The 17,756-nt window shown below is 63.8% G+C and carries 22 protein-coding genes; 14 read left to right on the top strand and 8 right to left on the bottom strand.

From position 1 onward, the window contains the following. Positions 1-26: 26 nt before the first annotated feature. The 8 genes from F8237_RS36725 to F8237_RS34715 all read right to left on the bottom strand — a co-directional run bounded on the left by F8237_RS36725 (position 27) and on the right by F8237_RS34715 (position 4,707). Positions 27-788, bottom strand: a complete 762-nt coding sequence (locus tag F8237_RS36725) for a hypothetical protein (protein ID WP_002719037.1) — start codon at positions 786-788, stop codon at positions 27-29. Between the two features lie 22 nt (positions 789-810). Then, positions 811-1,386 (bottom strand): hypothetical protein, encoded by a 576-nt coding sequence (locus tag F8237_RS34745; protein ID WP_002719036.1) that lies wholly within the window; start codon positions 1,384-1,386, stop codon positions 811-813. A 61-nt stretch (positions 1,387-1,447) separates the two neighbouring features. Beyond that, positions 1,448-1,999: a hypothetical protein gene (locus F8237_RS34740; RefSeq protein ID WP_244626187.1), complete on the bottom strand. Its 552-nt coding sequence runs from the start codon at positions 1,997-1,999 to the stop codon at positions 1,448-1,450. A 124-nt stretch (positions 2,000-2,123) separates the two neighbouring features. Further along, positions 2,124-2,672, bottom strand: a complete 549-nt coding sequence (locus tag F8237_RS34735) for a hypothetical protein (protein WP_002719034.1) — start codon at positions 2,670-2,672, stop codon at positions 2,124-2,126. Beyond that, positions 2,669-3,259 (bottom strand): thermonuclease family protein, encoded by a 591-nt coding sequence (locus F8237_RS34730; protein ID WP_002719033.1) that lies wholly within the window; start codon positions 3,257-3,259, stop codon positions 2,669-2,671. The genes F8237_RS34735 and F8237_RS34730 overlap by 4 nt, the downstream gene beginning before the upstream one ends. After that, positions 3,246-3,584: a single-stranded DNA-binding protein gene (locus tag F8237_RS34725; protein WP_002719032.1), complete on the bottom strand. Its 339-nt coding sequence runs from the start codon at positions 3,582-3,584 to the stop codon at positions 3,246-3,248. Before F8237_RS34725 ends, F8237_RS34730 begins: the two co-directional genes overlap by 14 nt. A 12-nt stretch (positions 3,585-3,596) precedes the next feature. Further along, positions 3,597-4,208: a thermonuclease family protein gene (locus F8237_RS34720; RefSeq protein WP_002719031.1), complete on the bottom strand. Its 612-nt coding sequence runs from the start codon at positions 4,206-4,208 to the stop codon at positions 3,597-3,599. A gap of 1 nt (position 4,209) precedes the next feature. Next, positions 4,210-4,707 carry a hypothetical protein gene (locus tag F8237_RS34715; protein ID WP_002719030.1) on the bottom strand — a complete coding sequence of 166 codons (498 nt, stop codon included), beginning with the start codon at positions 4,705-4,707 and terminating at the stop codon, positions 4,210-4,212. Between the two features lie 98 nt (positions 4,708-4,805). Here F8237_RS34715 and F8237_RS34710 point away from each other — a divergent pair, with 98 nt between their 5' ends. The 14 genes from F8237_RS34710 to F8237_RS34645 are packed head-to-tail and all read left to right on the top strand — an operon-like array spanning position 4,806 to position 17,753. Further along, positions 4,806-5,540, top strand: coding sequence for a lytic transglycosylase domain-containing protein (locus F8237_RS34710; protein WP_002719029.1), 735 nt, complete (start codon positions 4,806-4,808; stop codon positions 5,538-5,540). Positions 5,541-5,553: 13 nt separating this feature from the next. Then, the gene (locus F8237_RS34705) at positions 5,554-5,859 is read left to right on the top strand and encodes a TrbC/VirB2 family type IV secretion system protein (RefSeq protein WP_002719028.1); all 306 of its coding nucleotides are present in this window, start codon (positions 5,554-5,556) and stop codon (positions 5,857-5,859) included. Beyond that, on the top strand, positions 5,856-6,152 hold the full coding sequence (locus F8237_RS34700; RefSeq protein WP_002719027.1) for a VirB3 family type IV secretion system protein: 297 nt from the start codon (positions 5,856-5,858) through the stop codon (positions 6,150-6,152). Before F8237_RS34705 ends, F8237_RS34700 begins: the two co-directional genes overlap by 4 nt. A gap of 9 nt (positions 6,153-6,161) precedes the next feature. Further along, positions 6,162-8,573, top strand: coding sequence for a VirB4 family type IV secretion/conjugal transfer ATPase (locus F8237_RS34695; RefSeq protein WP_151650803.1), 2,412 nt, complete (start codon positions 6,162-6,164; stop codon positions 8,571-8,573). Next, positions 8,570-9,466: a hypothetical protein gene (locus F8237_RS34690; protein ID WP_151650802.1), complete on the top strand. Its 897-nt coding sequence runs from the start codon at positions 8,570-8,572 to the stop codon at positions 9,464-9,466. The genes F8237_RS34695 and F8237_RS34690 overlap by 4 nt, the downstream gene beginning before the upstream one ends. Positions 9,467-9,476: 10 nt before the next feature. Next, a complete protein-coding gene (locus tag F8237_RS34685; RefSeq protein ID WP_151650801.1) occupies positions 9,477-10,193 on the top strand; it encodes a type IV secretion system protein in 717 nt (238 codons plus the stop codon). Between the two features lie 20 nt (positions 10,194-10,213). Beyond that, complete coding sequence (locus F8237_RS34680; RefSeq protein ID WP_244626186.1) at positions 10,214-10,399, top strand: hypothetical protein; 186 nt, start codon at positions 10,214-10,216, stop codon at positions 10,397-10,399. Beyond that, on the top strand, positions 10,396-10,590 hold the full coding sequence (locus tag F8237_RS34675; RefSeq protein WP_151650799.1) for a hypothetical protein: 195 nt from the start codon (positions 10,396-10,398) through the stop codon (positions 10,588-10,590). The genes F8237_RS34680 and F8237_RS34675 overlap by 4 nt, the downstream gene beginning before the upstream one ends. Positions 10,591-10,598: 8 nt before the next feature. Further along, entirely contained in the window at positions 10,599-11,729 is a 1,131-nt protein-coding gene (locus F8237_RS34670; protein WP_151650798.1) for a TrbL/VirB6 family protein, read from the top strand. Then, a complete protein-coding gene (locus F8237_RS34665) occupies positions 11,726-12,442 on the top strand; it encodes a VirB8 family type IV secretion system protein (RefSeq protein WP_151650797.1) in 717 nt (238 codons plus the stop codon). The genes F8237_RS34670 and F8237_RS34665 overlap by 4 nt, the downstream gene beginning before the upstream one ends. Beyond that, entirely contained in the window at positions 12,439-13,242 is an 804-nt protein-coding gene (gene virB9 / locus F8237_RS34660) for a P-type conjugative transfer protein VirB9 (RefSeq protein ID WP_151650796.1), read from the top strand. The genes F8237_RS34665 and virB9 overlap by 4 nt, the downstream gene beginning before the upstream one ends. 6 nt (positions 13,243-13,248) lie before the next feature. After that, positions 13,249-14,595, top strand: coding sequence for a type IV secretion system protein VirB10 (gene virB10 / locus F8237_RS34655; protein ID WP_151650795.1), 1,347 nt, complete (start codon positions 13,249-13,251; stop codon positions 14,593-14,595). Further along, entirely contained in the window at positions 14,558-15,616 is a 1,059-nt protein-coding gene (gene virB11, locus F8237_RS34650; RefSeq protein ID WP_151650794.1) for a P-type DNA transfer ATPase VirB11, read from the top strand. Before virB10 ends, virB11 begins: the two co-directional genes overlap by 38 nt. After that, on the top strand, positions 15,594-17,753 hold the full coding sequence (locus tag F8237_RS34645; protein ID WP_151650793.1) for a type IV secretory system conjugative DNA transfer family protein: 2,160 nt from the start codon (positions 15,594-15,596) through the stop codon (positions 17,751-17,753). Before virB11 ends, F8237_RS34645 begins: the two co-directional genes overlap by 23 nt. Positions 17,754-17,756: the final 3 nt, after the last annotated feature.

The following is a 17,756-nucleotide window of genomic DNA, read 5'->3' as shown; positions in this document are numbered from 1 at the left end:
ACTAGCGATCGATAGCGTCAGTAGCATCAAACCTGGGAAGGGCTGACGACGATGTTTGCCTGATCGGCGGTTGGAGCATTCGAAGCGAGACCGGTTGTTGTCGGAAAGTCGCCTGGGCCGTTGTTTGCACAGACCGCGTTCGAGCAATTGGCAAATGTGTTCGGGTTATTTTGCATAGCGAGCCGGGCTTTGTCGCCCATTGTGCAGACGTTGACATGATTATCGCCACCCTGACCGAGGGCGGTACTACTGCAGCCATTTTTGATCGCGGCAGCGCAATTCCCCGTGCCCATTTGCATGCAGGCTATGACCGTTTCCGTGTCGACTTGATGGCCTCCGAGCGTCTGGCCATTGGCTTGCATATTCTTCAGCGTTTGTACGCTCGGATCATTGGCAAAGCTCACATTGACATATTTCGCGTAGACGTCGATCTGCTGCTGGGGACTCATGGCGCCGTATTCGGCGCGCGTGCAGCCACAGATGTCCGGATTCCTCAGATTACCGGTATTGATCTGCATCAGGCCGGTGCAGCATGACCCGTTGAACGTTCCCGTTTGGCCGTTCGGGTCCTCCACGAAATGCGACATGGCCGCGAAGTCCTGGGCATGCGCGTTGAGATACGGATCGCTCGTGTTCGCAAAGGCGTTCGACACGTCGCACGGACTCGCCTGGGTGCTGCCTGGAAACACCGACGCAAATGCGCCGGCCGAGATACCGGTAACGATCAGGATGATGAGCATCGCGAACGGCGCAAGGCGGCGAGGTGAGAGAACGAGCGAATTCCGCATGGGTCAGCCCCGGGGATGAGCGTTAAAAGGGAACGGTCACGGCGCACTCGGGCTGTGCGTGATCCGACTGCAGGGTGGAAACAGCAATGCTGTTGCCCTTCGTGATGAGGTTGGAATAGGTGCCGGTGGTTTTTGGATCGGGCCCGGCCGGCGGCGGATCGAGGTCGAGCACCGATCCGGGGCGCGCATCTAGGAAACAGGCCTTGGCGTTCTTGACGGTCTGGATCTCGGCACCCGAAACCACCGCGACGCGGAGCGGACAGCTCGCATAGAGCGCGGTGCTGGTCGCGCTGTTCGGACCCGCATCACAGAACTGGTTGAGGAAGATCGTCGAAACCAGGATGGTGCGGCCGGCAGAACTGTATTCGTTGAAGAGAATGCTTTCGGGCGGATTGCTGTGACCCGTGCTGGCGAAATGCTCTTCGTTCTTGTTGATTAGATCGGACCACAGCTTGTAGAGGAGCGGATTGGATTGCCGTGCTGTTTTGACGGCGACGGCCTGCATCATCACAGGCTTGCCGAATTCGGCAGACAGCGCCGGCGAAGCAAGCGCCAGCGTGATCGAACCAGCCAGTGCCGCAAGCCGAAGATTGATCATGGGACGCTCCTAAAGAAATCTGATACCGATGCCGGCGTCGGTACGTGTGTCGACGGTCGCTTCATTGCGGATAGAGCGGGATGGACTTGGAACATTCGTCCACAGCCTGATGGTTGACAATCATCCCGATCTTCACCGTCTTGGAAGCGATGTCGTAGGACGCGTAAGCTGCGGATGCTTCTCGATCGGATAGTGGCCCGCCTTCGAGTTCGAGGAAGCAGCCGCTTCCGCCATCCATTGTGCGCACCTGCAATCCTTCATAGATCGCGATCCGCATCGGGCAGAGCTTGACGGTTGCGCCTGCGTCAGGCGCGACCTGCTTGATCGAACACGCGATGGCTGTATTGAGGACGCTGAGAACGACCGAACGACCGGAGCTCCAGATCACGAAATGGGCTTCCGAGACGGGGGCGTTACCATCGGAGAATCGCTGGTCGCCACGCGCCTTGTAAGCGCGATTGTTGGCGTCGATAGCGTCTTTCCAGATGTCGCTGTAGGTCGCGCTCTGCGGTGAAGGCTTCTGGAGGTTCGCATACGACATCGGCCGCCAAGTTCCCGGGTCGGGCGTGAGCGATTGAGCGTGAGCGCCTATAGAAAGATTGGCCATCATCATCCCCGCGATCAGAGCGCTCGCGCAGCACCATCCAGCCTGCCAGCTCCGCCTCCGCGCGTCAACGTAACATCTAATATATTGTCTTTGCCTTGTCGACGCCAAGTCGCCACGCACCACCCGCCTCCTATTCGTAGCGGGGCCGGCCGGGGACCCACCACCAGAAGTCCTTGGGCGACCGCTCGCGATTGCGCCACGGGACGGCGGTATGTGGCGGGTAGACGGGCTGCATGTTCCACACGGCCCCATAGTAGTAGAAGTTCGCCGTCTCGCGCCGCGAGCGCCGCCCGGAGCCGTCCAGGAAATCCGTCGCGCAATGGACCACCGGGCCGCGGTAGCGGGTCACGCGCGCGGTCTGTTCATCGAGCGCGCCGGGCTTGCAGCCAAAAAGCCAGATCGAGGCGGGGTAGGCGCGATCCGCCGGCGCTGCTGCGAGCAGACGACGATAGGCGGCGTTCGCCTCGGGCTGTGTCGGATACGGAAATCGTTCGGTCAGCACCGGCGCGAAGGTCGATTTATCCGGCGCATATTCGAGGCGGCCGGGCTTCACCTGCTCGGGGCTGTAAAGCGCCTCCGGTATCGGCGGCCCATTGTCGACCACGGGCGCAACCGGGGCGGCGCAACCGGCGAGCGCGATCAGCAATGGTGTCACCAGATAATGTCGTCGCCGGATCATGGTGTGGCCTCGCCGCGCGCCATCGGCTGCCGCTTGACGTCACGGCCGGCGCGCCACTCCCACGGCATCTGGAAGGTGCTCGACCACAAGCCGCGGTACGCTTTGCGCGCGTCCTGCTCGGCTAGCGCATAGCTGCGAATCCCAGGGTCGTCTTGCGTAGCCGGGATCGTCACCGCCACGCCTTCACGGACCATGTCGGCGGCAATGTCGGGATGACCGGCGGAGGCGCAACGCACCAGATGTTCGCCGGCGTCGTCGCGCAGGGTGGCGCAGGCAAGCCATGTGTTGAGCGTCGCGGTCACGAGCCATGCCGTCGCCATCGTGCCGCAGGGCCAGGCCTGGCGGCCGAGGCGTGCGGATTGATCGGGCGCACAGGTGTCGATTCCGTAGAGCCGATAGGCTTCGTGCGTTTCAATATCGCGGAAGCGCGTGCCGTCGATCACCTCGACGCGCAACGGCGGCGATTGGACGGCGGCCTTGGGAGAATACACGCCTGGTGAGGCGGAAGGCGTTTGAGCCACCCCCGCCTGAGTGCTGAAGATCGCGAAGCCCCACACCATCCCAACGACGAGCTCACGCTGCCGCATCGTCGCGCGATCCGAGATCGAGCTTGTGGAAGACGTTGGCGATGATGTCGGTCGTGTAGACGGTTTCACCATCTTTCTTATAGGAACCGTCCGCAATCCGGCATTCGGCGTAGACCGCGTCACCTTTGGCGATGTTCGCGATCGCCCATTCGGCGGCCTTTTCATTGAGGATCGTGACCGTCACCCAGTCCGTTTCCTCGCGCCGCTCGCCTTTGCCGTCGGTCCAGGAGCGGTCAGTCGCGACGTTGATCTTGGCCGCCTTGTTGAAGGCTTTCGGCGCCTGGCCGACTCGGCCGCGCAGGATGAACAGGTTTGTTGTTCTCAAGGTTCGTCTCCTTCATTGCTGGTGCTGGCGGGACTCTGCGGAAGATTGCGGTTGCGTCGGCTGCCCCGCCTGCTCGTGAAGCGCGCGCAGAATGATGGCGTTGGGCTCGGGCAGGTCAGCAAATGCCCACAGGCCGGCCTTGGCGCGCTGCGCAACGAGTTGAGCGACGAAATAGGGCTCGTGGACAGGCTGACCGTCCGGCTTCAAGGCTGCGAAGGCGAATCCGGTCGCGATCAAGGCCGTGCCGAGATCGATCCGCGATCCCGCGCCCGCCCCGATCACGCGGGTCGCGACACAGAAGACGAAGACGGTCTTGGTCTCCGGCTGCTCGGCGGCGTCGTAGCACTGCGGCCGCAGGTCGCGGGTGAGAGCCACCAGCATCGCAAGCGAGGCCTCGCCGCAATCGCGCGCGAGGCCGTGTGCGTTGGTGAAGCGCGTACCGCGAAGGCAGGACTGCACACCGTACAGTCGGTAGGTGACGCCTGCGTCAGACCAACTGTCGCCGGTGAGGTAGCGCGCGCTCGCCGGCACCGGAAACCAGCGGGAGGCTGGCGCTTCCGCGAACGCCGCGTTGAGCGTGAGCCACGGCGCGACAATTCCGGCGAAGACGTGGAAGCGTCTCATCTCAATAGCCCTGCAGGGAGAAGTAGAAGCGCTGCGCGCCATTCGCCGAGTTGATGTCGACGAAGTAGGGATCGCTGCGCGAATCTCGCGCCGATGTGGGATAGGTCGTGGCGCAGCCACCATCGCCGCCAGAACAGACCTGCTGCGGCTTCGAGAGATCGGCGCAGAGATTCCCATTGGGCGCGGCGGAGACGCCAACCCGGCCGTCCGACCCTGACTGGACCGGTGTCAACCCAGTCGGGCACGCCTGATAGGGCTCGTAGCCAACACCGCTGGCATTGCCCTCAGAACAGGATGGCCAGCCGCCCCCCTTCGCCAACTGGCGGAACAGGATCTGCATAACCGGCACGCAATAGGGGATGCCCGACCAGCCGGGCGCGCTCGCCGCCGCGCACAGCAAGACCTTGCACCCAAACGACGCATCCTGCGCGTGCGCACGTTCGGCGCCACGCGCGCACAACAGGCCGACGGCCACCAACAGAGCTGCACTACGCTTCATCCATCCTCCGGACGTGAGAGCAGGGGACGCATCGCTTATCCTGTTGCCAAGGCATCAATATCTAATATATTGTCTATTGGAAAATGGAGGCGGGTGGCATGTCGATTCGCATTACGGCGATCGGGTTCAGCGTCCTGGCGGCTCTCGGCTGCGCCCATGCGCAGGATGCCGGGAAGCCGGCCCGCCTGGCTGCCGTCGATGCCTCGGGCAGGGTGCTGCCGATTGAGTCAGCCCCGGATTCGATCGAACGCATCGACAGCGCCTTCGCCGCCGCCGCGCCCTGCGCGGGCGTCAAAGCGATAACGCCGGACGACGCGCGCGTCCTCGTCGTGCGCATTGCCACGGAGGAGAATTTTTATCCCGACTTCGTCCAGGCGGTCGCCAAGAACGAAAGCCACTTCAATTCGATCGCCCTCTCGGACAAAGGCGCGTTCGGGCTGATGCAGTTGAAGCCGGAGACGGCACGACGCTTCAAGGTGAACCTCTGCGACCCCGCCGACAATGTCCGAGGCGGGGTTCGCTTTCTGCGCGCCCTGCATGAGAAATACCGGAATCCGCTCTTCATCCTCGCCGCCTACAACGCCGGCGAGGGCGCGGTGGAAGAGAGCCGCGGCGTCCCTCCCTTTCCCGAAACCGTGCGCTTCGTGGCGCAGGTCATCAACGACTTCTACGTCTGGCCCGGGCCACGCGGCCGAGGCCGCCGCGATGAGCGGAGCCCGATGGGCGAGCCGGATCTGATCGAGCCGGGAGCGCAAAGCGCCACCGCGGCTTCGCCGACGAAAGCCGCGCCGCAGGCGCGCTGGAACGACGGGTTTGTCATGCATGTCGACTGAAACGGAGGATCGGATGAGGAGATCGATGTCGCGTTGGCCCATCGCCGGGACGCTCTTGATGATGGGCATCGCCGACGCGTCAGCGCAGTCCAGCGGCGGAACGCTGCAACCGGTGCAGTCGACGTTGACGCAACTGGTGTCGGCGCTGACCGGGCCGATAGCGACCGCGCTTGCGACACTTGCCGTCATCGCCTGCGGTTTCTTCGCCTGGTCCGGTCGACTGACCTGGGGCATCGCCGGCAGCGTCATCTTCGGCATCGTGCTGGTGTTCGGCTCAGCGCAAATCGTCCAGTTCTTCCAATCGGCGGTCGGGCAATGACAGAAGACGACCTCGAGGAACCGCTGATCACGCCGCTCGTCAAGGCGTTGACGCGCGCGCCGACGCTGATGGGCGTCCCGTACATGTATTTCATGTTCAACGGCGTGGTTTCGAGCGTGTGCTTCTTGATCTCTCACAATCTCTTCATGCTGCTGGTGGCGATCCCGCTGCACCTGTTCGGCTTCGTCATGACGCTGCGGGACGACCGCATCTTCGAAATCCTCTTCGTCAAATCCACCAAATGTCCGCCCCGGTCGCGCGCCTTCTGGGCCGCGGACAGCTACTCTGCGTGAGGAAACGGCATGGTCGCGCGTGCTCTGCTCGATGAACTGACCTACGGCGGCGTGTCGCGGCGCGAGCGCCCCGTGGCGTCGCACGTGCCCTATACGCGCCACGTCGACGACAACATCATCAAGACCCGCGACGGTCTCGTCCTCACCATCCTCAAACTCGACGGGTATTCGTTCGAGACGTCCGACATGAGCGAGGTCAACGCGCGCCTGCTGGGCCGCAACGACGTCATTCGCACGCTCGCCAACTCCCGGTTCGCGCTCGCGGCCCACATCGTGCGGCGGGAGGTGCAGCCCCGCATCGAATCGACCTTCGACAATCCGCTCTGCCGCGAACTCGACGAGCGCTACGACGCGGCGCTTTCGCAGCGGCGCATGTTCGTCAACGATATCTACCTGACCATCGTGCGCCGCCCTCTGCAGGGGCAGGCCGGCACCTTCGACGTGATGCTCACCAGGCTGCTCGGCCGCAAGGACGAGGCCGGCGAGTCGGTCGCCGTGCAAACCGCCCTGACGGAGCTTCGCGACGCCGCGACGGCAGTCCGCGAAAACCTGGCCGGATACGGCGCCCGCCAGCTGGGGGTGGTGCGGCGGGAGGGGGTGTGGTTCTCCGAGCCGCTGGAGTTCCTGGTGCAGCTCATCAACGGTGGCCTCCCTCGCCCGATGCATCTGCCGCGCATGAACATCGCCGATGCGCTGTCGATGAAGCGCATCTTCTTCGGCCGCAACGCCATCGAAATCCGGGGCGCGGGACCGCAGGACACGCGCTTCGGCGCCATGGTGTCGATACGCGATTACCCGGCGCAGACCGGACCGGGCTCCTTCGACAATCTCTTGCGCGTGCCGCACGAGTTTATCGCGACGCAGACCTTCGCCATCGTCGATCGGCCCGAGGCAGCCAAGCAGATCGACCGCGTCTCGCGCCAGGTCGACATGTCGGACGAGGCCGGCTCCATCGTCGCCGAGCATCTCGACGGCGCGCGTGACGAGCTGCTCGCCTCGGAGGCGATCTACGGCGAGCACCACATGACGGTTATGTGCCTCGGCCGCGATCTGCCCGAGGTGGGGGCGGCCGTCACCGCGGTCGGCGCGGCGTTGACCGATCGCTCGGTGATCTGGACCCGGGAAGACCTGAATTGCGAGCCCGCGTTTTGGGCGCAGCTTCCCGGCAATTTCCAATACATCGCCCGCAAGGCCGTGATCTCCTCGAAGAATTTCGCCGGCTTCACCTCGCTGCACAACTATCCGAGCGGCCGGCCGGACGGCAACCACTGGGGGCCCGCGATCTCGGTCTTCGAGACGACCTCGCAGACGGCTTATTATTACAACCACCACGTCCGCGACATCGGCAACTTCACCGTGGTCGGCCCGACCGGATCTGGAAAGACGGTCTTCCTCTCCTTCATCGCGGCGCAGACGCAGCGCGTTCAGCCGCGACCGAAACTGCTGTTCGTCGACAAGGATCGCGGCGCCGAGATCTTCATCCGGGCGCTCGGCGGCCAGTATGAGACCTTGGTGCCGGGCGAGCCGACCGGCTTCAACCCGCTGTCATTGCCCGACAGCGCGCCCAACCGCGAATTCCTCTACCAGCTGTTCGCCTTCATGCTGCGGCCTGCGAACGGCGCGGACCTGACCGCGTCCGAGGAGCAGGTGATCCGCAACGCGATTGCCGCGGCGCTCACCGGCGGCCCGGCGGGCCGCACCCTGAAAGCCTTCTCGACTCTGTTGCGAGGGCGCATCAGGGCAGGGGAGGGCGATCTGCTGGCACGCCTCGAAAGCTGGATGCGCCCCGACCAGCGGGGTTGGCTGTTCAACAACGAGGAGGATCAGTTCTCGTTGTCGAGCGTGTTCGGATTCGACATGACGCGGGTGTTGGACGATCCGGCGATCCGAACCGCGGCGCTGATGTACATCTTTCACCGGACGGAGGAGCTCCTCACCGGCGATCCCGTAATGATCTTCCTCGACGAGGGATGGCGGCTCCTCGACGACGACGTCTTCGCGTTCTTCATCCGCGACAAGCTCAAGACGATCCGCAAGCAGAACGGCATCGTCGGGTTCGGCACGCAGTCAGCAGCCGACATCGTGCGATCGAAGGCGTCGAACACGCTGATCGAGCAGACGAGCACGAACATCTTCTTTCCGAATCCGAAAGCCGACGACGAGAGCTACCAGAAAGCCTTTCGCCTCTCCGGACGCGAGGTCGCCTGGATCCGCGGCACGGTCCCGGAGAGCCGCTCGTTCCTGATCAAGCACGGCCGCGACAGCGTCGTGGCACGGCTCAATCTCGCCAGCATGCCCGACCTCATCAAGGTCCTGTCCGGGCGCACCGAGACGGTTGCGGAGCTCGACGCGCTGCGCGCGCGCGTCGGCGACGACCCCGCCGTATGGCTGCCGATCTTCATGGGAAGGAGCGAGGCATGAAGCTCCCAATCGCGATCACCACTGCGATGCTCTTGTGCGGCGTCGCTCCCGCGCTCGCGGACATCCCCGTCGACGACGCCGCGCAGTTGACGCAGCGCTCGCAGACCGCCAGCACGACCGTGAAGCTCGTGCCGGTGACGACGCAACGGCAGGACGCCAATAGCGGCGTCAAATGCGCTGTGACGACCGGCAAGAAGGCGACCATCACCAATCCCACCGTGCAGCCGCAAAGCGGCGCTGGCAGCCAAGCGATCCAGACCTACGGTCCCGACCTGCCGGCGACGCCCGATCCATCCGCCCAGGGTGCGGCGCTCAACAGCCAGACCCTGTTCAAGTCGAGCGGAGACGTGGTGGCGGGGCTTGGCGCCAGCGGCTCGACAATGACGGCGGCCCAATCGGCATTCAAGGCAGCCGGCCAGCAGGTCGGAACGGCGCCGACGGTGATGGCCGCGATCGACATGAACAGCGCGGCGCGGCTGCAAAACAACCTCGCCTGGAACAGCGCAATCGGCTCGGCCAATCTCTGGGTGACCGCGCTCAACGCGTTGAACTTGGCAATGACGAGCGACATGAGCCGGTCGGCGCTCGGCATGCGCGCAACGGCCAGCCCCGCGCCAGTGACCTCAGGCCCGGTCTGCCCCGTCGGCATGACCGGGTCGGGAACGGCAAGCAATCCTTGTCGGACGCCGACGGCCTGCTCGACAACGCCGCCCGGTTCATCGCCTGATCCGTCTTGCGTCAGCGCGCGCTACGTCGACACTGATGGCAACGTCATCTTCTACCTCGCCCAGGCGCAGAATGCTGCCAGCGCCGGCAATGTCGGCGTGAACGCAGCGTTGACGGTCGCCGACGTGACAGCGGCGCTTGCCGCGATTTCCGCCAACAGCCGATAGGAAGACTCCAATGCGCTGGATGTTCGTGCTCGCCGTGTGGACATTGGCTCTCGCAGGGTCGCCGCCGGCGATGGCGCAGGTGCCAGTCCTCGACAACGCGAACCTCGCGAAGGCGCAGCAGATCGCGACCAGCACGCAGCAGATCCTCACCGCGGATCAACAGATCCTCCAGTTCACGCAGAAGACCTTGCAGGCTGTTACCGGCGATCGCTCATCCCAGGCGCAAGGCACGCTCGCGCAGATGGCGCTCGGCGGCGGCTTCTCGATGGCGCAGGCGCCCTCCCTGGGGTCGGTTATCTCCGGCGGGGCCCTGTCGTTCGCGGGTATGGGATCGGCATCTCAAAACATCGTGTCGAGCCTCATCAACGGCCTGCAGTTGGTGCAGACCATCACGGGTCTCGTCAGCGGCCAGACCCATCCGGCCGATACCGCCTACAAGAATTCGGTCAACGTTGCCGCGACCCTCTCCGGACTGATCAACTCGACCCAGAGCGCGGTACAGCAGCGATCGTCTGCCTTCACGCAAGGCGGCCAACAGATTGGGAAGGCGCAGGACCTCAAGGGTAGCGTCGACCAGAACACGCAAGTCCAGATACAGACCGGGCAAACGATCAATGAGCTGAATGGCGTGGTCAACAATGCGGCGGCCGCCGCCAATCAGGCCAATCTCGATCGCATCGCGGCGGAATCGTCCGCCGCCCGCGCCATGAAGTTCACACAGCAGTAAGCCGAGCGGGAGAGCGAAGCTTGTCCAAACGTATTGCCATCCTTATCGCCATCGTCGCGATCGCTATCGTCGTCATCGCTCGCTATAGCTTCAACCGCGCGCCGGCACCGGCAGCGGGCGTCAGCGCAACCAGCGCGCCGGACGAGCCAGCAAAGGCCGCTTCGCGAGCGATGACGTTCACGCAGCCGAAGGCGCCAGCGCAATGAAGCTGATCACTTCGTTTGCGTTCATGACGCTGATGGCGACGTTGCTCGCGGGCTGCGCCTACAAACCCCTAAAAGCGCCTTGCTCGCCGGATGAGGGCGGAGCGCCGCTCGCCTATTCAGACGCGATGCCGCCTGCCGAGGCTGATGCTCTGAAAAGGTTCGACCGCTGCGGCCCGATGCGGCCGATCTGAGAGAAACAATGGGAAACAGCTTCAGCATTACCTCGCTTCTTCAATCGGTCGACCAGCTCGGTCAGAACTATGTATCGACCGCCTACCAGGCCTTGGCAAACGCGGCGACCTCGGGCGGCGCGACCAGCGTCGCCGGCTTGCTGCTCACGCTCTACGTGATCTTCTGGGGTGTCGGCATCTGGCAAGGCACCGCGACGGGCGGTCCCGCTGACCATGCGTTTCGCCTGTTTCGCGCGATGCTGATCTACGCGATGGCCACGAAGTGGGGCGACTTCCAGACGCTGGCGTATAACTTTCTCAACGACGGTCCCTCCGCCATCGGCAACGCGCTGCTCAGCGCCGTCACAACGGCCAACAACACCGGCACGTCCGTGAATCTGACGTCGGTGAATGGCGTGCAGTCGGCTCTGCAGAACATGTGGGACACAACCAACAGCGCGACCGAAGCGTTCCTTCAGAACGCCGGCATCACCAATTGGGGGCCCTACATCTTTGCCGCTGTGTTCTACGTCGTGATGGCGGTGCTGATCGGCTTTGCGATCTTTCTCATCGTCCTGTCGAAGATGTTCATGTGGTTGCTGCTGGCGTTGGCTCCCCTGTTCATCATCCTGCTGCTGTTCGGCGTGACGACACGATTCTTCAGCGGCTGGCTCAGCGCGCTGGTGCAGTATTTCCTGGTGCAGGTCCTCGTCTATGCGTTCCTCGCCTTCTATGTCTCGCTGATCCAGCAGACGATCGATACGCTCAACGGCGTCGCCAATTCCAAGTCCGCGACCTGGGCGACCATCGGCCCGGTCGTGCTGCTCGCGATCATCGGCATTCTGCTGCTCAGCCAGATCAACAATATGGCGGCGGCGATCGCCGGCGGCGTTCCGATCTTCGCACCGCGCATCGGCGCCGTGCTGGCGACCGCAACCGGCTATCGGCTCGGCGCGGCCGCAAACCGGGCCAGGCTTGCTTTCCGCAACCCGCTCAATCCTGCCTCGATGTCGCGTCGTGAGGAGGTGGCGTCCCGCCAACGCGCGCGTGTTGGCTTGCGCGCCGCCTCTTGGGCGCAGTCGGCGGAATTCCGGCGTCTGGCCGACCAGCTCCGCAATCCCGGCGTGCTGCCGACGGCGAGTGGAGGAAACCGGCCATGACGGACACGACCGCTGCGGAGCCCACGCGGGTCGATCCGCGTTATTATGCCGACGGCGCGACATGGGAGCGCGATATCGCGCGCCGCAACCGTAATTCCCGGGCGCTCGCCTGGATCGTCGCCGCGGTGATGACGATCGTAGCCGTCGGCGCGCTTGGCACGCTGGCCTTGCTGGTGCCGCTCAAGACCTATGAGCCGTATATGGTGGTCGTCGACAAGACCACCGGCTTTGTCGAAATCAAGCGCCCGATGGCCGAGGGCCCGCTGAGCCAAGACGAAGCGGTGACGACCTTCAATGTCGTTCGCTACATCAAGGCGCGGGAGACCTATGATCCGAAGGCTCTCAAGGACAACTTCAATCTGGCGCAACTGCTGGCGAGTGGGGATGCAAGCCGCGAACTGACCGAAATCTATTCGCCCGCCAACCCCAACAACCCTGTGAAAGTCTTCGGTTCGAATACCGTGATTTCGGTCAACATCAAGTCCGTGACCTTCCCGAACAACCGCACGGCGCTCGCGCGTTTCTCCACCGAGGAGAAATCCTCGACCAACATCATCACCCGCAACTGGGTGTCGCTGGTGCGCTTCCGCTATACCTCCGCTCCGATGCGCAACGAATGGCGGTTCGACAACCCCCTCGGCTTCCAGGTCCTCGAGTATCGCCGCGATCAGGAAACCGCGCCGTCGCCGGGCACCGCAGGGGCGCAGCAATGATCAGGGGTTGTGTCGCGTTAACTGTCGTACTCTGCATCACCGCCGGCACCGCCTTCGCAGAGGCGTTGCCACGGCCGGGTCGCGTCGATACGCGGGTGCGGGACGTCATCTATAACAAGGACAACGTCACCGCGATCGATGCCAGCTATGGCACCTCGACGATGATCGAGCTGCAATCCGATGAGAAAATCGAAACGCTGGCGCTCGGCGATTCGATTGCATGGAAGGTAGAGCCGAACCGCAAGGGCGACATCATCTTCGTCAAGCCGGTCGAGAAGAACGCCCAGTCGAATCTCAACGTCGTCACCGACAAGCGCATCTACTCGTTCCTGTTGCGCTCGAACACGCGGCCGCCGGGCGGACAGATCTACGCGGTCCGATTCCGGTTTCCGGATGATGAGGCGAGCGCCAGGCTCCTGGCCGAAGCGAAGGAGCGCGCCGCCAATCCGAACCTCAAAGACCTCAATATCGCCAACGCCAACAGCGATTACGGCTACAAGGGATCGTCGGTGAACAAGCCGGTTGCGGTGTTCGATGACGGCACCAAGACCTGGTTCCGCTTCGAGGGCGAGACGCCGACGATCTACATCGTCGATGGCGAACGCAACGAGAGCCTCGTCAATTTCCGGACCGAGGGACCTTACGTCATCGTCGACAAGGTCTCGCCGCAATGGACGTTGCGCAACGGCCAGGAATCGACCTGCGTCTTCAATCGCCGTCTGACCAACGTGCATGAACCGAACGGACTCGAACCCTATGCGCCGCGGCGTGTGGGCTCGGCCACGACTCTGGGAGGTTGACGCGCAATGCCGAGCGCCCACGACTATCGCTCATTCGAACTCGAAGCGGCGGCGGCCACCTCCGTCGCGCGTGGCCGCACCGCGCTCGGCAGCTTCCTGAAGCTCGGGGTTCCGATCGGCGCGCTGCTGGTCGCCGCCTGGATGATCTACGACTCGGTGGCGCGGCGCGCGCCCACGCTGACGACGCCCGACAAGGAGGAGTTCACGACGACGCAGTTTCCGGCGCCCTCGCTGGCGGGACCGCGGACGCAAACCAACCAGGGCACCATCGTCATCCCGCGGGCGCCACCGGAATCTGCCCCACCGCCCCCTCCGGTTGCCCCTCCCTTGGCGCTGCCAGCGCCTCCGCCACCTGAACCGCCGCTGGCAGCGGCGCCGCCCAATGACGACGAGGCGCGTCGTCTCGCCGAACTCGAACGACAGCGCCAGGAGGAAGAGCGGCGGAAATGGGAACGCTTGCGCGCACCCCAGGTGATCACCGATAACGCAGCGGCCTCGGCCGCTGGAAACGCCGAGAACGCCAGCAGTGCGGCGGCGGGCGCGGACGACGATCCCAATCGCCGATTTCTGGCCTCGGTCTCGGCAGCAGGCGTCGAGGTATCGCGCGCCACCAAGAACAGCCGGATCGATGCGCTGGTCGCTCAAGGCACGATGATCCGCGGCGTATTGGAGACGGCGCTCCAGAGCGATCTGCCCGGCATGGTCCGGGCGGTCGTCAGCGAGAACGTCTGGTCCTTCGATGGCCGCCGTGTGCTGATCCCGGCCGGCAGCCGCCTCGTCGGCGAATACAAGTCAGGGATCGCGCAAGGGCAGACCCGCGTCTTCGTGGTGTGGACGCGCATGCTGCGATCCGACGGGGTCTCCGTTCAGCTCGGCTCGAACGGGACGGATGATCTCGGCCGCGCCGGCAATGCCGGATTCGTCGACAACCATTATCTAGAGCGCTTCGGCTCCGCGATCATGCTGTCGCTCGTCGGTGGCGTCTCGCAATTTCTGAGCGGCTACGGCCAGAACACCAGCAACACCGGCAACGGCACGATCATCACCACGACCGATCCCGTCACAGGCGCGGTGACGCAGACGCAAACGGGCCTGAACCAGAACCAGTTGAGCCTGCAGGCGCGGCAGATCGCAGCTCAGAACGTATCGCAGACCCTCACCACCATCGCTCGGGAGGCGTTGCGCAACTCGATCAACATTCCACCCACCATCCACCTCGATCAGGGGACACGGATCATCGTCTTCGTGCGACGCGACCTCGACTTCTCCGCGCTCTATCCCGACCCGGTCAAGGAAGCCTTGAGGGAGCTGAAGCGTGAACGCACCGGCGCGAAGCGTGACAGTCTTCATTGATCGGGCGCTCGATCCGATCCGCCTCTGGCTTGACGACGACCAGATCGTCGAGATCTGCGCCAATGGCCCGGGCGAGGTGTGGGTTGAACGCTTTGGTCGTTCGGCGATGGAGCGCCACGAAGTTCCACGTCTCACCGAGCATGCGATCCGCCATCTCGCTGAACGTGTCGCCGGTCACTCGGGCCAGAGCGTCAATGAGGAGCATCCGCTGCTCTCGGCCGCGCTGCCGACAGGCGAACGTTTCCAGGGCGTGATGCCGCCGGCGACGACAGCGGGCGGCGCATTCGCGATCCGAAAGCAGGTCATCAAAGAAATGCGGCTCGATGATTACCGAAAGCTCGGTTCCTTCGACAAGGTGACAACAGCGGGGGAGGGGGCGCTGTCGGAGACCGACGGGCGCCTGTGCGAACATCTCGACGCCGGCCGGATCGAAGAGTTCATCCGCCTTGCGGTGCTGAACCGCTATTCGATCCTTTTGTCTGGCGGCACGAGCTCGGGCAAGACAACGTTCTTGAATGCGATCCTCAAGGAAGTGCCGATAGAGGAGCGCATCATCACCATCGAGGACACGCGCGAGGTCAATCCGATCCAGAGGAACTACCTGCCGCTCGTCGCCTCGAAGGGCGACCAGGGCGAGGCGCGGGTGACCGTGGAGACGCTGCTGCAGGCCTCAATGCGGCTGCGGCCCGACCGCATCTTCCTCGGCGAGATCCGCGGCGCCGAGGCCTACTCGTTCCTGCGTGCGATCAACACCGGCCATCCCGGCAGCGTCACGACGGTGCATGCTGACAGTCCCGCCGGTGCCTTCGAGCAACTCGCCTTGATGGTGATGCAGGCCGGGCTCGGCCTGCGCCGCGACGAGATCGTCGCCTACATCAAGTCGGTGCTACCGATCGTCATTCAGCAGACGAAGGTCGGCGGACGGCGTGGCACATCGGCGGTGCATTTCTCGCGCATGGCGGAGTGGCGGGAGCAGCGCACCGGAGGGAGAGGCCGTCATGGCGCGCGTCGTCGCCTATAGGATCGGCGTCGCGATCTTGCTGCTGCTCGCCTTCTGGCTTCTGTGGAGCATGGCCTATGAAGTCGTCGTGGCGCTTCGTTGGGCGCCGAGCCGCTTTCCGAGCGAGGGCGCGACCCGTTGGGCTCTCTTCCGGATGCAGAATGCCGACCGCTCGGCCGACTTCTTCCTAGTTGCCTGGCGGCATTTCTACGATCGGCTCGTGTTCGCCCCTACGCGCGTCGAGGCGCTCATCCGCGCTGGCTACGCCGTGGCGACCGTCGGAGCGCTAGGGCTGGCTGGATTGCTCTTCGCCATCGTCAACCGGCGCCAAATGCCCTACGGCGCCGCGCGCTTTGGCACATTGATGGAGGCGGCGAAGCAAGGCCTCACAGCCAAACGCGGCATTGTGCTCGGAACGCTCGGCGGGGCGACGATCCGCTCCGACGAACCCGCCCACATCCTGGTCGTTGGGCCATCGCGCTCGGGGAAGGGCACCGGCTTTGTTCTCCCCAACGGCTATCTCTGGCAGGGCTCGGCGGTGTTCTTCGATCCCAAGCGCGAGAACTTCGAGGCGTTGGCCAATCACCGAGCGGCGATGGGCAACAAGGTCTTCATGTTCTCGCCGGGGTCAAACGACACGCATCGCTACAATCCGCTCGACTTCGTGCGCCGCGACGAGCGCATGGCGACGGACTGTCTGGTAGTGGCCTCTTTTGTGATTCCGGAGAAAGCCGACGACACGTGGGCCGGCGCCGGTCGCCTATTACTGTCATCGCTGATCGGCTACGTGCTGTCATCGCCTTTGATCGCCAGCGCGCAGCACATGCGCACCGTCGCGCGGATGACGACGACCGGCAAGGATATTTCATCGGTCCTGCGCGCGATAGTGCGGACCGAACGTCAGCATTTGCCGACATGGGTCGTCGATAGCTTCAATCAGTACATCGCCTTGGAACCGGAGACGCGCAACAGCGCGGTGTTCAACGTTAACATGGCGATGTCGCTGTGGAACAACGGACTCATCTCGGCGGCGACCGAGACGTCGGACTTCGACATCCGCGAGCTACGCCGGCAGCCGATGACGATCTTCATCGGGTGCACCATCGCGGAGCTATCGATCTTCCGGCCGCTCATTCGCATCCTGTTCCAGCAGATCCACGACCTGATGATGGTAAAGATCCCGGGAGACGACGAACCTCACCAAGTTCTGCTGATGCTCGACGAATTCTACCATGTCGGCCGGATGGACTCGCTGATCTCGAAGATCACAATCAGTGCGGGCTACGGCTTCCGCATGGCGATCGTGATGCAGGACATCGCGCAGCTCGACGAGCTCTACGGCAAGAACACGCGCGTGACGACTGTGTCGGGCTCGCAGATTAAGCTTTTCATCCAGATCAACGATCTCGACACGTCGGAGTTCGTATCCGAGATGCTCGGCGAGACAACACAGGTTTACAAGACACCGATCCAGAGACCGGGGCAGGGCATCTTCGCGCCGCGCGTCTGGTCACCGCACTACACGCCACGGCCGCTGCGCAGCGCACTTGAGCTGCGCGAGATGTCCGCGCGCCTCTCGATCTTGATGGTAAAGAACTCGCGCTCGTTCGAGCTCACGAAGATCCGGCACTACCTGGACAAGCCATATCGCGGCTACTTCGAACGCGCCAAAGGCTCTCCGCCTGTCCTGCCCAGGTTGCGTGCTTGGCAGGACGAGTCCCTGAGAGGCGCGATCAATCCAGCTCCCGAGCAACAAGAAGACCAGAACAATGTCATGCCGCCAGCCGCTTCGCAGCCGAAAAAAAACCCGGGCCGGCGGCCGAATAAGAAGTCCACCGCTCCGGCGACGTCGGTAAAACCCCCGGACTTGTCGGACGCGCCTTTCCCACTCGCCCGACGGAATGCGGCCACTCGGTCATCGTCGCCTACGACGCTGTCGCTCGGTGAGGCGCCCTCGCCGCCGGCGGGCGAGAACTGCGATGTGCGTGATATCCTCGCCGCCGCTGCGCATGAGCAGAATCAAGAATTCGCCGCGATGACCAAAGTGCTCGGTGTTGATTCCGCAGAGATGGACCGAGTGCAGAAAGCGCGAAGCCTCTTGGTAGACCTACACGAATCTTTCGGAGAACAAGACAAACCAAGCGCAGAACGAAGGTGATCG

The organism is Bradyrhizobium betae (assembly GCF_008932115.1).
Classification (GTDB): domain Bacteria; phylum Pseudomonadota; class Alphaproteobacteria; order Rhizobiales; family Xanthobacteraceae; genus Bradyrhizobium; species Bradyrhizobium betae.
This window is presented reverse-complemented; position numbering and strand designations above follow the sequence as displayed.

Coding starts and splice junctions, on each gene's coding strand:
- virB10 (WP_151650795.1), top strand. CDS start 13,249: ATGCCGAGCGCCCACGACTATCGCTCATTCGAACTCGAAGCGGCGGCG.
- F8237_RS34720 (WP_002719031.1), bottom strand. CDS start 4,208: ATGAGACGCTTCCACGTCTTCGCCGGAATTGTCGCGCCGTGGCTCACG.
- F8237_RS34690 (WP_151650802.1), top strand. CDS start 8,570: ATGAAGCTCCCAATCGCGATCACCACTGCGATGCTCTTGTGCGGCGTC.
- F8237_RS34645 (WP_151650793.1), top strand. CDS start 15,594: ATGGCGCGCGTCGTCGCCTATAGGATCGGCGTCGCGATCTTGCTGCTG.
- F8237_RS34700 (WP_002719027.1), top strand. CDS start 5,856: ATGACAGAAGACGACCTCGAGGAACCGCTGATCACGCCGCTCGTCAAG.
- F8237_RS34670 (WP_151650798.1), top strand. CDS start 10,599: ATGGGAAACAGCTTCAGCATTACCTCGCTTCTTCAATCGGTCGACCAG.
- F8237_RS34665 (WP_151650797.1), top strand. CDS start 11,726: ATGACGGACACGACCGCTGCGGAGCCCACGCGGGTCGATCCGCGTTAT.
- F8237_RS34685 (WP_151650801.1), top strand. CDS start 9,477: ATGCGCTGGATGTTCGTGCTCGCCGTGTGGACATTGGCTCTCGCAGGG.
- F8237_RS34735 (WP_002719034.1), bottom strand. CDS start 2,672: ATGATCCGGCGACGACATTATCTGGTGACACCATTGCTGATCGCGCTC.
- F8237_RS36725 (WP_002719037.1), bottom strand. CDS start 788: ATGCGGAATTCGCTCGTTCTCTCACCTCGCCGCCTTGCGCCGTTCGCG.
- F8237_RS34705 (WP_002719028.1), top strand. CDS start 5,554: ATGAGGAGATCGATGTCGCGTTGGCCCATCGCCGGGACGCTCTTGATG.
- F8237_RS34730 (WP_002719033.1), bottom strand. CDS start 3,259: ATGCGGCAGCGTGAGCTCGTCGTTGGGATGGTGTGGGGCTTCGCGATC.
- F8237_RS34675 (WP_151650799.1), top strand. CDS start 10,396: ATGAAGCTGATCACTTCGTTTGCGTTCATGACGCTGATGGCGACGTTG.
- virB9 (WP_151650796.1), top strand. CDS start 12,439: ATGATCAGGGGTTGTGTCGCGTTAACTGTCGTACTCTGCATCACCGCC.
- F8237_RS34695 (WP_151650803.1), top strand. CDS start 6,162: ATGGTCGCGCGTGCTCTGCTCGATGAACTGACCTACGGCGGCGTGTCG.
- F8237_RS34745 (WP_002719036.1), bottom strand. CDS start 1,386: ATGATCAATCTTCGGCTTGCGGCACTGGCTGGTTCGATCACGCTGGCG.
- F8237_RS34710 (WP_002719029.1), top strand. CDS start 4,806: ATGTCGATTCGCATTACGGCGATCGGGTTCAGCGTCCTGGCGGCTCTC.
- F8237_RS34740 (WP_244626187.1), bottom strand. CDS start 1,999: ATGATGATGGCCAATCTTTCTATAGGCGCTCACGCTCAATCGCTCACG.
- F8237_RS34715 (WP_002719030.1), bottom strand. CDS start 4,707: ATGAAGCGTAGTGCAGCTCTGTTGGTGGCCGTCGGCCTGTTGTGCGCG.